Raw genomic sequence first — 13,564 nt, 5'->3', positions numbered from 1 at the left:
TGTATGACTGGCGATAATAGCCCTCTGCTTCCGATGCCGGTATTCCCAACAAGCCATCCAATTGCACAGTACCGAATTGCGCAATACTTCCGGCATATAGAGCCGCGCGGCTTATCAGTGCCAATGCCACATATTTAGTGGGACGTCCTGATTTTGAATCCGCTACATCGGGCAAATGACCCTTTTCAACGACGTCTGTCATTTCAGAGAGTATGAAATCATATACCGCCTTTTCTGAAGTACGTTTAGCATACAATTCTTCCTCCGGGTCATCCAACTTCTGAGGGACTGTAATCAATGGAACCGCACCATATCGTTTGACCATTGCAAAATAATTGAATGCTCTCAAAAAACGTGCTTCCGCCATCCGCTGATCTTTTAAATTTTCATCAATCGGGGATGAAGGTAGCCGTTGCAGGAATTCATTCAATTTACGGATAATGACATAAGCATGGTCCCACCATTCTAACAGACCGCCTCCTATACTCAATCCGCCGGCTTTATAAATGGCCGCATCACCTGTGTTATATCCCCAGTTTACCTTGGCTTCATCGGCTATTTCATTAATCCAGTGCATTCCCATTCCGGCTTCGCTTTGCCAAAAGCTATTAAAGTGTTCGGAAAAATAGGTAGGCGTTTCGTTGACGAATACGGAAGTCTGATAATAGCATTCCGAAAGATAACTTTCTATCAATACGGGATCACTCCAGACTGTTTTGTCTGAAATTATATCCAACGGTTCCTTGTCGAGCACATCCAAACAAGATGTCATTGTTGTGAGTGTTGCTGCAAACAACCCTAACAGTAGATTTCTTTTATATTTTTTCATTGCATTCTACTTTTATTGTTCTAAAATGAAACATTTAATCCAAGACTGATGGTACGTTGTTGCGGATAATAGCAACCGACGTTCGGTGCTTCGGGGTCAATTCCATATTTGCCAAGTTTGTTGAATGTCAACAGGTTTGTTCCCGACAAATAGACTCTTACGTTACTTAACTTGCACTTTTCTATAAGATATTTTGATAAATTATATCCTAAAGATGCTACCTTCAAACGAAGATAACCCGCCTTCTTGTAAAGGAAATCAGAGGCCCAATTATTACTTGCAGCTCCTCCTAAACGGTAGAACAAAGCATTAGGATTGTTTTCAGCCGAAGTCCATCTTTCCTCATAGAGTAAAGTGGAAAACATATCGCTTGTTACATGCTGGTTATAACCGAAAGCTCCTTGGAAAAGTGCACTCAAATCAAATCCTTTATAGGCTAATGCTATATTGATTCCATACATCCAATGCGGAGTCTTCCCTTTTCCTATTTCAGTCTGGTCTTTCCAGTTGATAATGTTATCACCATTCAAGTCTTTATACTTCACATCTCCCGGTCGGAGGGTAGCATTACCGCCCAAATCTTGATAATGTGGTGCTTCCATGATTTCTTCCTGGCTGGTAAATAGTCCTTCGGAGATATATCCATAATCGCAATCTGTCCATTTTCCGCTTTTCAAGTAAATTCTTGCTTGATCGGGGTCGGTTATATTGGCTTCTTCAACATATTTCCATTTCGCACGCGACCAAGAAATGTTTCCGCTTATATCATAAACGAGATCATTCCACCGTCCGGAGGTTCCTAATTTTATCTCAAACCCTCTATCGGTTAGGCTATTCAAATTTTCTGGCGGCAGAGCAGCACCGAAGGTGGACGGTAAAGAGCCGATCCGATCGGCCGGAATACCCGTACGTTCGCGATAGAACACATCCATTTCTCCATATAAGTTCCGGTTAAAGAATGAAAAATCAATACCGACATTGCTTATTTCCACTTTTTCCCATGTCAAGTTAGGATTGGCAAGCCCTGTAGGAGTAATACCTTGCACCGCGTCATTACCAAACAAATAGGAATGCCCGTAATTATAACCCGACAAATATTGGAAATTTCCTACACCGTCATTTCCCGACTGACCATAGCTAAGACGCAACTTCAGATTATCGATAAACTTGATATCAGACATGAATTTTTCCTTGGAAACCACCCAACCTAAAGAGACGCTGGGAAAATATCCCCATCGTTTCTCGGGGGGGAATTTGGCAGAAGCATCAGCGCGAAGAATAGCCTCCAGCAAGTACTTATCCATATAACTGTAATTGATTCTTCCGACAACGCTCATTCTCCCCATTTCCGAAGCATATCCGTTATTGGTCATACCTTCTGCGCTTCCGGCAAACATTTGGTCAATGGCTGTACTCATGAAGTTTTTTCTTCCTGCAAGTAAGGTATTGCTTGAATAATCAATGCATTCCAACAAAGCCATTGCCGACACATGATGGTCTTTGAAATAATTGTCGTAATTGAAAGAATATTGCTGGGTAAACGTGGCATCCCGCAACACCGATTGGTTTAAAGAAGCTTTGCTGCCACCGAATGTTCCTGCCAATGTGTACGTTTCGCTGGTAGGATCATATGTGTAAAGAGTCACCGGTTTGGAAAATGTTTTGTTAAATACACCAAGCTTTCTGTAACTTTCAAATAATTTGAACGATAACCCTTTCACAAATTTGAACTTGTATTCCAACGAAGCAGAAGCACGCAAATCCTCATTTCTGGTATCTGAGTATCCGGTCAGATCTCTATTTGAGCTGACATGTAAACCTCCTGTACCTGCTCCATTCGCATAAGATATTTTGTTCGGATCGGGCAGAGTGGCGGGATAATAAGGTAATGTATTCCAATAATCCTGCCAGATGTTGGACGTCCCCGGAGACATGTCGCGTGTTGGGAAATTACGATCTTCCTGACTGTATCCGATGTTTACTTGCAGGGTCAGATTATCCAATATTTTAGCATCGATATTGGATTGGTAATTGAATCGCTCATATTTACCCCCATTTTTCTTAATCATCGTCTGTTGATTCAGATAGCCGACGAACCCGTAATATTTAATCTTGTCACTACCACCACGAATTGATACATTATGCTGTTGTTCGGGTGCCCAATCTCTCATTATCACTTTATACCAGTCAGTATTGGGAAAGAGAGGGTCTGTACCTTCATAATATTTCCGTACGGCTTCTTCCGTAAAAGGAGCGTCAGCTTCAGGCTTTCCGGACTGAAGGTGTTTTTCTCTTTCCATTTCAGCTCTTTGTCCGGCATTGGCAGGCTTCAACATGTTCGTTGCGCCCTGCCAGGTAAACGTACTGTTGACCGTGATTGTCGGCTTCTGATTGATACCCCTCTTTGTGGTAACCAATATTACACCATTACCGGCCCTGGCACCATAAATTGAGGCTGCTCCATCTTTTAGTATAGATACGGACTCTATCTGATTGGTATCAATATTATCAAGAGATGCTTCAACGCCGTCGACAATGACCAACGCATTGCCAAATCCACGAATGTTTAATGCAGCAGAATTAGCACCAGGCTGACCGCTGGATTGGGTAGCAATCAATCCGGGCAATCGTCCTGCCAATGAGTTGGAAACCGTAGCTATAGGAGCTATTGTCAAGTCTTCCGACTTTACGCTGGATATAGAACCAGTCAGAGTACCTTTCTTTTGGGTTCCGTAGCCCACAACCACCACTTCATTCAGCAATGCATTGTCCGATTGCATTTTAACATTCAATACTTGTTGATTGCCTGCTTGTAAGAGCTGTTTTTTATATCCGATGTATGAAAACTGTAATTTTGTATCGTTATATACCTCTATTGAAAAACTTCCATCTATTCCTGTAACGATTCCTCTATTTTCTCCTTGGGCCATAATACTGACTCCTACCAAAGGTTCGTTGGTATCTTCGTCTAATACCCATCCTGTCAATGTACGTTTTTTCCGTTTCTTGTTATCCTTCGAAGATTGTTGTGTTTCCTCTTTTTTGAGGGAAATCTGCCTGTCTTTTATCTCATACCGTACATCTGTACCTTCAAATAATTGGTTCAAGATGACAGTGATAGGTTTATCCTTTACAGACAAACTGACATTACGTTTCGTATCAATCGCTTTATTATAGTAGAAAAAAATGAATTCGCTATTCTTTTCTATATAGTCAAGCACTTCTTTAACTGTTTTGTTCTGTATTTCCACTGTTAGTGTTTTCTCCTGAGCATATCTGTCCGCATTTACTGCGTAAGAATGCAAAGAAAGAAAACAAAAACTAAAAAGAAATAATATGCGAGTAACTCTCGTTCCCGCAGAAAATATACTACTAGTATTTTTCATATATTAGCAACGAATTTTATAAAATTAAATAATTGAATGTTGTTTAATTTTGGGGCTGAATGATAATTGCAGTATCATTCAGCCTTTTCTCAAGGACTTTTATTTCTCATAGAATTATATATTGAAGGGATAGCAATACTATTTCTGATAGGATCCCGGGATCAAATTACCTTCAGCAGGAAAGGCTTTAATGCTTTCCAACCAGCCTAAGAACTCTTTGCCTAAACTCTGTTCTATTTTGGCGGGACGAGAATCCGGATCAAACTCATTAATGACACTCTTCACGGCACTCAAAGTTGTTGGAGTAAAGCCAAGGGCGGCAATATTTTCATCCCATTCACTAATCTCTTTCTGTTCGTTATAATTGAATCCCAATTTGTGTCCATTAGTGTCCCATTCCGTACAGCCGTATAGGTCGGTATTTGAAGGAATGAACCCGCTGTTATTCGGAGCAATACCTCCAAACAGGTTATAGCCTTTGGAAGTCAGGCGACATTTATCAGGATCGCTTACATTTACAATTGGATAGTCAACGACACCACCAGTAATAATGATATTGTTCATCAAGCATGATTGTTGGGAAGGAGTCGATTCGCAACGCAAGCGAAGTCCATCACACCCCTCTATCATCGTATTGTTGACAAGCAGCATTGCAGCGGCTCCATTTATAGAACCTTCACTACCCCAATTTGCGATTAAGAACGTGTTGTTCATACACAAATTTCCGGCAGACATTTGAATGGCATAACCATATTCTCTACCTGTATTAAAATTGATGCGGCTACCGTTGATGAAAAGAACCACATCATTGTTTTTTGAACGGATAGTTCCCAGCGAACCACCATCACCTGTGGCATTATCTCTCACCAATACATCATTCAACTTGACGATACCATGATCAATGAAAATGGCAGAACCACCCGCACCCTCCGTTTCAGTTCTGTGATTCCGGCACTTTCTGATGCTACAATGGTTCAATTGCAAAGTTGCCTCCGCGTGTGCTACATAAAAACCGCTACCGTAGCTATTGTCTGAATTGTTAGCATGAAAACCTTGAGAAAAGGTAAAGCCATCGAATGTAACGTCTGTATAAGCGCCTAATGTGAACAATGAATAATCGCCGTCATCAGCTTCACCATTTCCATTCACATCTCCTGTAAAGATGGTCGGATTGGCTATGTCGCGCTTGTCCAAATTCGTTCCGGTACTTGCCGGATCGTATCCACCCCAGAATTTGATTACAACTTGCTTCTCAAGTCCTTTGTATGCAATCGTCACACCTTCGGGTTTGTCTCCAATAAGATAGGTACCTTGTGCGACGTGGAAAGTCATATTTTCGACATCTCCGGTTGCTTCCGCACTACTATTCAGCAGGTCGCGCAATTCTGCTGTGCCCATTGCGTTGTCCCAGTCTTCACCGGAACCCGATCCCGCTTTCTCTTGCTTGACAAAGTAGGCTTTCGACGGTACTTCCGGAATGTCGGGAACATCCGGAACATCGGGAACATCCGGAACGTTGGGCTCGTCCGGTGGAAGCACCTCTTTTGTGTCATCGTCCGAACATGCGTTTCCCATCAAAATAGCTAAAGAAAAAAAAGCAATCTTTGAAATCGCTAAAAGTCTGTTTTTAATCATGATATTTTTCATATATCAGTAATAAATTTTATAAAGTTAATAATTGAATGTTGTTTAATCTTTTGGTTGAATGATAATTGCAGTATCATCCAACCTTTTTTTAAGGACTTTTGTTTCTCATAAAATTATACATTAAAGGGTTAACTATAAATGATCCATACCTATTCTTTTCTTACAAATATTCTCCCTTCTATTTCTTCGCAATATATAGGAGCAGAAAAAGAAATAGTATGTAAAACGTCTTCTAATTTTTCTTTCAAATCCAGTTTTCCGGAAACTTGCAGCTCTGCCACGCCGGATTCCAAGATAAATTCTTTGCCGTAATACAAATTTAATTTTCTAAATACCTTATCCAAAGGTTCATCTACATACATCAGCATATTCTTCACCCAGCATACATATGGCTCAACATCTACATTGCGGGGAGAATGCAACCGTCCCGTTTCTATATCAACCAGTTGCCCTGGAGCAAGTATCACTTGTTCTTTCTGCTGATTCTTTACATTCACGCTTCCCTCAACCAACACGACAGATGAAACGCCCTCCGACGGATATGCAGAGACATTAAAAGATGTCCCCAAGACCTGTATCTGAAAATCTTTAGTCCGGACGATGAAAGGAGCATTCTCATTACGAAACACGTCAAGATAGACTTCTCCTTCTACATAAATCTCACGGCGATTTTTTTCAAAATGACCGGGATAAACGACGCGTGTCCCTGAATTTGCCCATAAACGTGTTCCGTCTGCCAAGGTCAATCGGGTTCTTTTTCCTTTCGGTATTATCAATTGATTGAACTCTCTTTCTTTCTCCTGTGTTTCTCGCTGAGTAATTGTATCAGAATTGACTACCACCGTTCCATTTTGCGAATAGATGATATTTGCATCTGTTTCTTTCACTTCTACTTCCTTCTTGCCTGGTATCAGTAATCGAATATCCTTGTTGGTTGCTTCTTCGGCTTGTGCATATTGGGCAAAATCAACAATTGAATCATCATCCGCATAATAAGCAATGAATTGTTTGCCTAACCAGAACATGCAGAAGAAGATAACCGCAGCCGATAAAGCCATGGTGACATACAGGATACGGCGTCGTGAGTTCTTTCTTTTCTCTATGAATACTTGTTCTTCTACACGTTTCCACAAGTCGTCCAGTTCTTCAGGAGTGACATGTCTCTCCTGTTCTCTGGCGTGCTCGATCAATTTTCGTGCAACATGGTGGCGTATTTTAAACTTTCTTTTCTCCATTTTTCATCGTCTTTATCTTTAAAACGATGATAATACAAATGTCTACTCACTTTTTCCGAAAAAAAATAGAGTATTTATAAAAAAAGAGTAATATAGTCAGGAAAAGAATAAAATAATAAATAGTAAATACTCATCCAAAGTCATTTTTGACCGTAAATTGGTTAATGCACGAGAAACCAAATTCATGGAAGACTGGGGATTTATGTTCAAGACAGCTGCCATTTCTTTATAGGACAATCCTTTGACATAACGAAGATAGATTGCCACCCGCTGGTTCTCAGGCAGACTTTTGTAGGCGTTTACCAATTTTTTGCTTAATTGAAGTTCTTCATCATTACCATTAAAAAGGGATTCTAAAGCAGCATCTTCTATTTTCAGTTCAAAGAAATGCTCATTCAAATCTTCCGTCAGTCTCAATGATGACAATTTATCAGATATAACATTTTTCAAAGAAGTTAAAAGATAAGAACGTACATACTCCGTCGATGATAATCGCTTACTTGTACAAAGTTTCACAAAAACATCCTGAATGCAATCCTTTACGAATTCTTCGTCTGAAGTATATTTCAGACCAAAGTTAAGTAATAATTCGTAATGTTTCTTATACAATAAAGACATAGCTTTCATATCGCCCTTCAATACAAGGTTCCATAAAGCCACATCTTTCATATTTTGATATAAGGTATATTGCATCAGAAAAGCAGAAGATATTGTGTTTATAAATTAGTAATTCGTTGCAAATATAATTAAATCTTCAAGAAAAAAATAATTTCCTCTCCATCTGTTACTATCAATATGCATTTTGCTATTTATCAAGTTACAAATTGATAGGGACAGGATAGTTTAACCTTCGAAAATAAAGGATACTTACGATGTACCTCTTTTAGCTTATTTCAAATACTAATATCTAAACTGTATTGGTGGTTGTTCGTCACAACTCAAAGAACGGGTATCTGCTGATGTGTATTCCTTTACCCCGGGAATAAGAGGGCTGTAAGATAATACGTGGCGGATACGTTTGCGTTGCTGGAATGTAAATTGGTCTGAATAACAAAAAGCATAGTCCATGATATTGTGAGAAATAAAGGTGTCGCCCTCACAGTTCGTTCTTGTACACAATTCATCGAATGAATACTTGTTCAAATCGTCTATGTCGTTAACCCATTCTGTATATTCAGTAATGTTGTAAGTAGGGGTGTCGGTGCAATAATCGGTATCTTTACACAAATCAGTATTATCTCCATCTTCGGAAAAGGCATGATGTAATCTAAGATAGTGTCCTAGTTCATGTGCAAGAGTATTGTAGACATCAGTCGTATAGTAGGAACTATTGTCACCGTTTACATAAATATAGTTGCTATTGATAGACACACAATGAGGGTATTCTACCTCATGGCTTAAGAAATAATTTCCATTGTTTAAACCATCTAACGGATATGATGATAAACAGTAAGGTAAATGTGCAATTCCTAAAATGTTGTTTTCGCTAAATGGATATACAAAAATATTGATATATACTTTAGGATTCCAGAGCATTTCCGCATATTTCTTAGCTTGGTTTTTATCTTTTCCATCCATAAATTGTTCGCAAGACATCGGAACTTCATCCCATTCTATTCGTTCAACTCCTGCTTCTTCCAAAGTTGTTCCGTCCGGCTTTTCTGTAGCCATGACAAATTCAAGATTCATATCTTGGCTGATGTTATATTTTGAATTTTGATATATCTTGTTCTTATATGTCAAGTTACAAGCGTTAATGATTTGGGCGAGACGGCCTTTGTCTACATATTGCTTTCTATCATTGCGGTTTTTATAAAGTACATGGAATATAACGGGCAATTTATAATGATGTTCATTGGCTGTACTTGTAGAAGGGGATTGAGTTATTTTTATAGTCTTGTTCGTTTTCTTTGCCATGATGGTGACTGTCGCATTCCTTTCCTCTGACGTATTGTTGGCATGTATAGTCAAGACGAGTTCTCCATCATTACTACCATTTTGTAAATTTGGAATACACCAATTTTGGTTACTGCTTGTTCTCCAAGTAGAACTGCATGTGATGGATACTTTTATGGTAGCTCCTTCCGGACTGACATCATCAAATGTAGATTGGGAAATTTCTAAAGTTGCTGAATCAGAGTCTGAATCACTACAACCTATTAGCATCCATAATAACGGAAGCAGGAAAATTAATCTTGTTTTCATAAATGCGAGAGTTTTTTATATAAAACATTGGCTTCAAAGATAATGTTTTAATCAGTCAGTCAATTATTTATTTCAATAAATATTCCACTTCTTTAAACATATAACCTCTTTTTATCTGTCTCTCATCTTCTAAAATCAATCTTCCTTCGGGCTCTACATATACAATCCGTGCAAGAAATTCACCGTTGGCATCTTTGTATCGATGCATCCCTTCCTTTCTGAAAAGCGACTTTTCATATTGGGTGACAATTGATGAAGTATCATTCTTTTTAAGTTGGTAATAATAAGACTGAACGCGCAGCATAATATTCCTCAATACTTCAAAAATATCATATTGTTTACCTGTAATTTGGTACAATGAAACAGGATTGGGAGCAGGGCTGTGAAACTCTTCCTGATTGATATTGATTCCGATTCCCGCAATACTCCGGCTGATATTCCGCCCTATCAAATCATTCTCTATCAATATGCCACATATTTTTTTCTCTTTCCAGTAAATATCATTCGGCCATTTGATAGAAACATCATCGGTATATGTATCCAATTCTTCTTTGATAGCTAAAGACACAATTTGGGAAATAAGAAACTGGCGGCGTGCTTCCAGAAACTCAGGAAAAAGCACAAAGCTGAAAAGGAGATTTTTGTGCGGCTCCGATTCCCATGAATTTCCACGCTGTCCCCGTCCGGAAGTTTGGTAGTCGGCAGCTACGGTTGTAAACTCTTCTGTTTTTTCTTTGGCACAAAAGGTTTGTAAATAGCTATTGGTAGAATTTGTTTCGCTGATATGAATCAATGGAACCGGAAATAAATCAGGGGAGAGCATCATATTCTGCACGTAATTTTTTAGTAAATTTCTTGATTACTTCATCGTAAGAGTGGTCTATGAGTTCTTTCATAAGCCTGTCATCTACATCACTGTCAAGGTGGACGCTATTCCAATACTTCTTGTTGAAATGGTATGCTCCTTCGATTCCGGAATAACGTTCGCGTAGTTCAATCGCTTTTTCCGGATCACATTTCAATGCAATGTGGTTTGCTTCTTCCAGATCAATAAGGGCAAACATTTTGTTCATTACCTTTATTACAAGTGATACCTCGTCAAAAGGAAAAGATTCAGTGGTTCCTTTCTTGCTCAAGCAATATTCTCTGACTGTTTCTACGTTCATAATAACTCAATTATAAATAAATCTGTGTACTTTGCACTCCTTAGCCTGAACTTTAGAATAAAGGAGGATAAAATGCTTCCTTTATATGCTCAATCTTGAAATCTCCATCATCACCTACTACAGTGATAATATCGAAACGCACAGGGCTGTCAATCTGAAACAGTTTCAAATAGGTATCCGCAGCACGTACTGTACGTCTTATTTTGGGCAGGTCAACGGCATCTTCCGGTTCTGTAAACAGAGTGTTGCTGCGGGTTTTCACCTCAATTACAATCAACTCATTCTCTTTTGCAGCCACAATATCCAGTTCAAAATGCCCTTTTCTCCAATTCCGGTCACGGATGATATAACCATGCTGTTCAAGATAGGTTACAGCGGCATCTTCTCCGGCTTTACCCAATTCATTATGTTTAGCCATCTTTTTTTGCAAATTTACTGCTTTTATTCTTTGAATTTACAGAAGTAAAAGTAATTTTGCAGAAGATATGAGAAAAAGGAGTAAGAAGTGCCTGAAAATGCACGTCGAGTGTACCAAAAGAGAACGACGGATGAGCATTTTGTTGAGCGATGAAGAGCAACTGATAGTGGATCGTTATCTTGAGAAATACAAGATATCGAATAAGTCACGTTGGCTTCGCGAAACTATTCTCATGTTTATCCATAAGAATATGGAAGAGGATTATCCGACCCTTTTCGGTGAACACGATATGAGACGATAGGGGATAGTTTATGATTAAAAATTAAGGAGAGTGCTGGACGATACTTACTTCATGAAACAGGCTTTGATAGAGGCGCGTAAAGCTGCCGACCGGGGAGAAGTTCCTGTGGGAGCTATTGTGGTTTGTAAAGAGCGGATTATCGCACGTGCTCACAACCTCACGGAAACATTGAACGATGTGACGGCCCACGCCGAAATGCAGGCTATTACTGCTGCTGCCAATGTACTTGGTGGTAAATATCTCAATGAATGTACACTATATGTTACCGTTGAACCTTGTGTGATGTGTGCCGGAGCCATTGCCTGGGCACAGACAGGAAAACTTGTATTTGGTGCCGAAGATGAGAAACGTGGCTATCAGAAATATGCCGGTTCGGCTCTGCATCCTAAAACTGTTGTCGTTAAAGGACTGATGGCTGATGAATGTGCCACGCTTATGAAAGAGTTCTTTGCTGCGAAACGGAGATAAGTGATAATAGGGTAGTGGATTGACACTATGTAGCGCAGCAATAAATCATTATTCCTTAATTTCCTCGAAATCTACATATTCACCATCATCCTGCGTGAATATTTTCTTATGCCTTCTTCCCGTTACATTCTCCGAGTATATCTCCTCTTCATTATCTGCCGGGGTTTGTGTCCCCTGATTGTAACTCTGTTGTCCCGTAGCACTACGTCCTGATTCAGTTTGGTTCGGACGTGACGACGACGAGGAACGGCGTCCTATCCCGAAAATGGCTCTTAGCAGGAATCCGACAATAGAGAGACCAAATACGACAATGGCAATAATAAAGATAAGTATGAATAAAAGTATATGCATCGGGCTATGATTTTTATATTGTAACTTTGATAAAACTCATAGTACAACAAACGTGCCAAGAGATTGTTTATTTACTTTTTCTTGTAAAAAGTGAAAGTAAAATATACCATACAATAATAGCTGCAAAGCTACTGATTCCCAGAAAAATAAGTAAAGGAATACAAATAATCAAGAAAATAAAACTGACTTTATTGTCACCCCATGACAGGCTTTTGAATTTCAGGGAAAACATCGGTATTTCGGATACCAGTAGCCATGAGGACAGGCAAACGAGTATAAAAAGATAGACAGGATGGCAGCTTTCGGAAATCAGCAAGTCATGTGCGCCTGCCACCAAAGAGCCCCAAAACAAAGCATTGGCAGGAACAGGAAGGCCGACAAAAGAGCTTGTCTGCCGGGTATCATTATTGAACTTTGCCAAACGCAAAGCAGAGAATACGGAAATCAGAAAAGCGGCATAAGGCAAGTAAGGAGCTATAAATTCCATGCTTGCCGGATAGTACATCTCTTTAAACAAAGAGAATACAATCACTGAAGGTGCAAAGCCGAAGCTGACATCGTCAGCCAATGAGTCCAAGTCTTTTCCAATGATAGAATGAGCATTGAGCACGCGTGCCAACAGTCCGTCGAAGAAATCGAAGATAGAACTTAAAGCGATAAAAAGCAGTGCCAGTTCGTATTTTGCTTCAAAAGCCATGACGCAGGCAATACAACCGGAGAAAAGGTTCAGGCAGGTTACAGTATTCGGGATACTGTTTTTAATAACGTTTGTCATTGTGACAGAATTATTTAAGTTTAGCGATAACCGTTTGGTTACCGGTCGTTAATTGACCCATGCTGACACAGACTTCTGTACCAATGGGCAAATATACATCCACACGAGAACCGAATTTGATGAATCCCATGTGTTCGTCGATATAACATTCTTCGCCTACTTCCGCATAGGTGACGATACGGCGTGCCACAGCACCGGCTATTTGGCGTGTGAGAACTTCCACTCCTTCAGGAGTTTCAATCACTACCGTAGAACGTTCGTTCTCTGTACTGGCTTTCGGCAGCCAGGCTTTCATAAAGTTACCATTGTGATGAGCCACCTTCTTGATAGTGCCGTCCACCGGATACCAGTTGGCATGAACATTCACAATGCTCATAAATATAGAAATCATCAGACGACGATCATGGAAATACTCGTTTTCATCGACTTCCTCGATTACGACGATTTTCCCGTCGGCAGGCGCAACGACTATTTTCTCAGTGTCCTGCCCGAAGAGACGGATCGGACAACGGAAGAAATTCACCATTAGCAGATAGACTGCGATACTCGCCACTGCTACCACATAAAATGGAATTTTGCAATCGATTCCCCAATAAAGAGCGGCATTAATCAATAGCAATAGCAAGAAGCTAGCCCATAATATATGTGTTCCTTCACGGTGAATACGTATTTTCTTCAATTTCTTTAGTCGGCTCATGAATGCTGTTTAATGATATTGTCTGCAAAAATATACTTAATTTAAAAAATCAGCAAGTAAATGGGCATAGAAATGTGAATGTTGAT

Annotated in this window: 14 protein-coding genes; 2 read left to right on the top strand and 12 right to left on the bottom strand. The window is 39.7% G+C overall.

Annotated features, from left to right (window positions below):
• The 9 genes from AB5443_RS05515 to AB5443_RS05475 all read right to left on the bottom strand — a co-directional run.
• Nucleotides 1–829 (bottom strand): RagB/SusD family nutrient uptake outer membrane protein (locus tag AB5443_RS05515; protein ID WP_368119597.1); only part of this gene is annotated, 829 nt, incomplete at its 3' end.
• A gap of 20 nt (nucleotides 830–849) precedes the next feature.
• Nucleotides 850–4,080 (bottom strand): TonB-dependent receptor, encoded by a 3,231-nt coding sequence (locus tag AB5443_RS05510; RefSeq protein WP_277134317.1) that lies wholly within the window; start codon nucleotides 4,078–4,080, stop codon nucleotides 850–852.
• Nucleotides 4,081–4,353: 273 nt separating this feature from the next.
• A complete protein-coding gene (locus AB5443_RS05505) occupies nucleotides 4,354–5,850 on the bottom strand; it encodes a hypothetical protein (RefSeq protein ID WP_277134315.1) in 1,497 nt (498 codons plus the stop codon).
• A gap of 161 nt (nucleotides 5,851–6,011) precedes the next feature.
• Nucleotides 6,012–7,097 carry a FecR family protein gene (locus tag AB5443_RS05500; RefSeq protein ID WP_073344115.1) on the bottom strand — a complete coding sequence of 362 codons (1,086 nt, stop codon included), beginning with the start codon at nucleotides 7,095–7,097 and terminating at the stop codon, nucleotides 6,012–6,014.
• A 96-nt stretch (nucleotides 7,098–7,193) separates the two neighbouring features.
• The gene (locus tag AB5443_RS05495) at nucleotides 7,194–7,766 is read right to left on the bottom strand and encodes an RNA polymerase sigma factor (protein WP_121766596.1); all 573 of its coding nucleotides are present in this window, start codon (nucleotides 7,764–7,766) and stop codon (nucleotides 7,194–7,196) included.
• Between the two features lie 231 nt (nucleotides 7,767–7,997).
• Nucleotides 7,998–9,302 (bottom strand): zinc-dependent metalloproteinase lipoprotein, encoded by a 1,305-nt coding sequence (locus AB5443_RS05490; RefSeq protein WP_368113316.1) that lies wholly within the window; start codon nucleotides 9,300–9,302, stop codon nucleotides 7,998–8,000.
• A gap of 67 nt (nucleotides 9,303–9,369) precedes the next feature.
• Nucleotides 9,370–10,128, bottom strand: a complete 759-nt coding sequence (locus AB5443_RS05485; RefSeq protein WP_277134311.1) for a biotin--[acetyl-CoA-carboxylase] ligase — start codon at nucleotides 10,126–10,128, stop codon at nucleotides 9,370–9,372.
• Nucleotides 10,112–10,468, bottom strand: coding sequence for an MmcQ/YjbR family DNA-binding protein (locus AB5443_RS05480; protein WP_277134309.1), 357 nt, complete (start codon nucleotides 10,466–10,468; stop codon nucleotides 10,112–10,114). The genes AB5443_RS05485 and AB5443_RS05480 overlap by 17 nt, the downstream gene beginning before the upstream one ends.
• A 52-nt stretch (nucleotides 10,469–10,520) precedes the next feature.
• Entirely contained in the window at nucleotides 10,521–10,886 is a 366-nt protein-coding gene (locus tag AB5443_RS05475) for a YraN family protein (RefSeq protein WP_022140345.1), read from the bottom strand.
• Nucleotides 10,887–10,953: 67 nt separating this feature from the next.
• Between AB5443_RS05475 and AB5443_RS05470 the strand changes: the two genes are divergently transcribed.
• Complete coding sequence (locus AB5443_RS05470; RefSeq protein WP_022140344.1) at nucleotides 10,954–11,187, top strand: hypothetical protein; 234 nt, start codon at nucleotides 10,954–10,956, stop codon at nucleotides 11,185–11,187.
• A 30-nt stretch (nucleotides 11,188–11,217) separates the two neighbouring features.
• Entirely contained in the window at nucleotides 11,218–11,655 is a 438-nt protein-coding gene (locus AB5443_RS05465; protein ID WP_022140343.1) for a nucleoside deaminase, read from the top strand.
• Nucleotides 11,656–11,703: 48 nt separating this feature from the next.
• Here AB5443_RS05465 and AB5443_RS05460 read toward each other — a convergent pair whose 3' ends face one another.
• The 3 genes from AB5443_RS05460 to AB5443_RS05450 form a co-directional block, all read right to left on the bottom strand.
• Entirely contained in the window at nucleotides 11,704–12,006 is a 303-nt protein-coding gene (locus AB5443_RS05460) for a DUF4834 family protein (RefSeq protein WP_022140342.1), read from the bottom strand.
• Between the two features lie 67 nt (nucleotides 12,007–12,073).
• A complete protein-coding gene (gene pssA, locus AB5443_RS05455; RefSeq protein ID WP_044654021.1) occupies nucleotides 12,074–12,781 on the bottom strand; it encodes a CDP-diacylglycerol--serine O-phosphatidyltransferase in 708 nt (235 codons plus the stop codon).
• A gap of 10 nt (nucleotides 12,782–12,791) precedes the next feature.
• Nucleotides 12,792–13,478, bottom strand: a complete 687-nt coding sequence (locus AB5443_RS05450; RefSeq protein ID WP_022140340.1) for a phosphatidylserine decarboxylase family protein — start codon at nucleotides 13,476–13,478, stop codon at nucleotides 12,792–12,794.
• Nucleotides 13,479–13,564 lie beyond the last annotated feature (86 nt).

This window comes from Bacteroides sp. RTP21281st1_H5_RTP21281_210402 (assembly GCF_040918965.1).
In the GTDB taxonomy this organism is placed as follows: domain Bacteria; phylum Bacteroidota; class Bacteroidia; order Bacteroidales; family Bacteroidaceae; genus Bacteroides; species Bacteroides congonensis.
This window is presented reverse-complemented; position numbering and strand designations above follow the sequence as displayed.

What these genes read in the sequence shown, in the direction of transcription:
- AB5443_RS05470 (WP_022140344.1), top strand. Translation starts at nt 10,954, where the DNA reads ATGAGAAAAAGGAGTAAGAAGTGCCTGAAAATGCACGTCGAGTGTACC.
- AB5443_RS05490 (WP_368113316.1), bottom strand. Translation starts at nt 9,302, where the DNA reads ATGAAAACAAGATTAATTTTCCTGCTTCCGTTATTATGGATGCTAATA.
- AB5443_RS05500 (WP_073344115.1), bottom strand. Translation starts at nt 7,097, where the DNA reads ATGGAGAAAAGAAAGTTTAAAATACGCCACCATGTTGCACGAAAATTG.
- AB5443_RS05475 (WP_022140345.1), bottom strand. Translation starts at nt 10,886, where the DNA reads ATGGCTAAACATAATGAATTGGGTAAAGCCGGAGAAGATGCCGCTGTA.
- pssA (WP_044654021.1), bottom strand. Translation starts at nt 12,781, where the DNA reads ATGACAAACGTTATTAAAAACAGTATCCCGAATACTGTAACCTGCCTG.
- AB5443_RS05460 (WP_022140342.1), bottom strand. Translation starts at nt 12,006, where the DNA reads ATGCATATACTTTTATTCATACTTATCTTTATTATTGCCATTGTCGTA.
- AB5443_RS05480 (WP_277134309.1), bottom strand. Translation starts at nt 10,468, where the DNA reads ATGAACGTAGAAACAGTCAGAGAATATTGCTTGAGCAAGAAAGGAACC.
- AB5443_RS05495 (WP_121766596.1), bottom strand. Translation starts at nt 7,766, where the DNA reads ATGAAAGATGTGGCTTTATGGAACCTTGTATTGAAGGGCGATATGAAA.
- AB5443_RS05505 (WP_277134315.1), bottom strand. Translation starts at nt 5,850, where the DNA reads ATGATTAAAAACAGACTTTTAGCGATTTCAAAGATTGCTTTTTTTTCT.
- AB5443_RS05485 (WP_277134311.1), bottom strand. Translation starts at nt 10,128, where the DNA reads ATGATGCTCTCCCCTGATTTATTTCCGGTTCCATTGATTCATATCAGC.
- AB5443_RS05450 (WP_022140340.1), bottom strand. Translation starts at nt 13,478, where the DNA reads ATGAGCCGACTAAAGAAATTGAAGAAAATACGTATTCACCGTGAAGGA.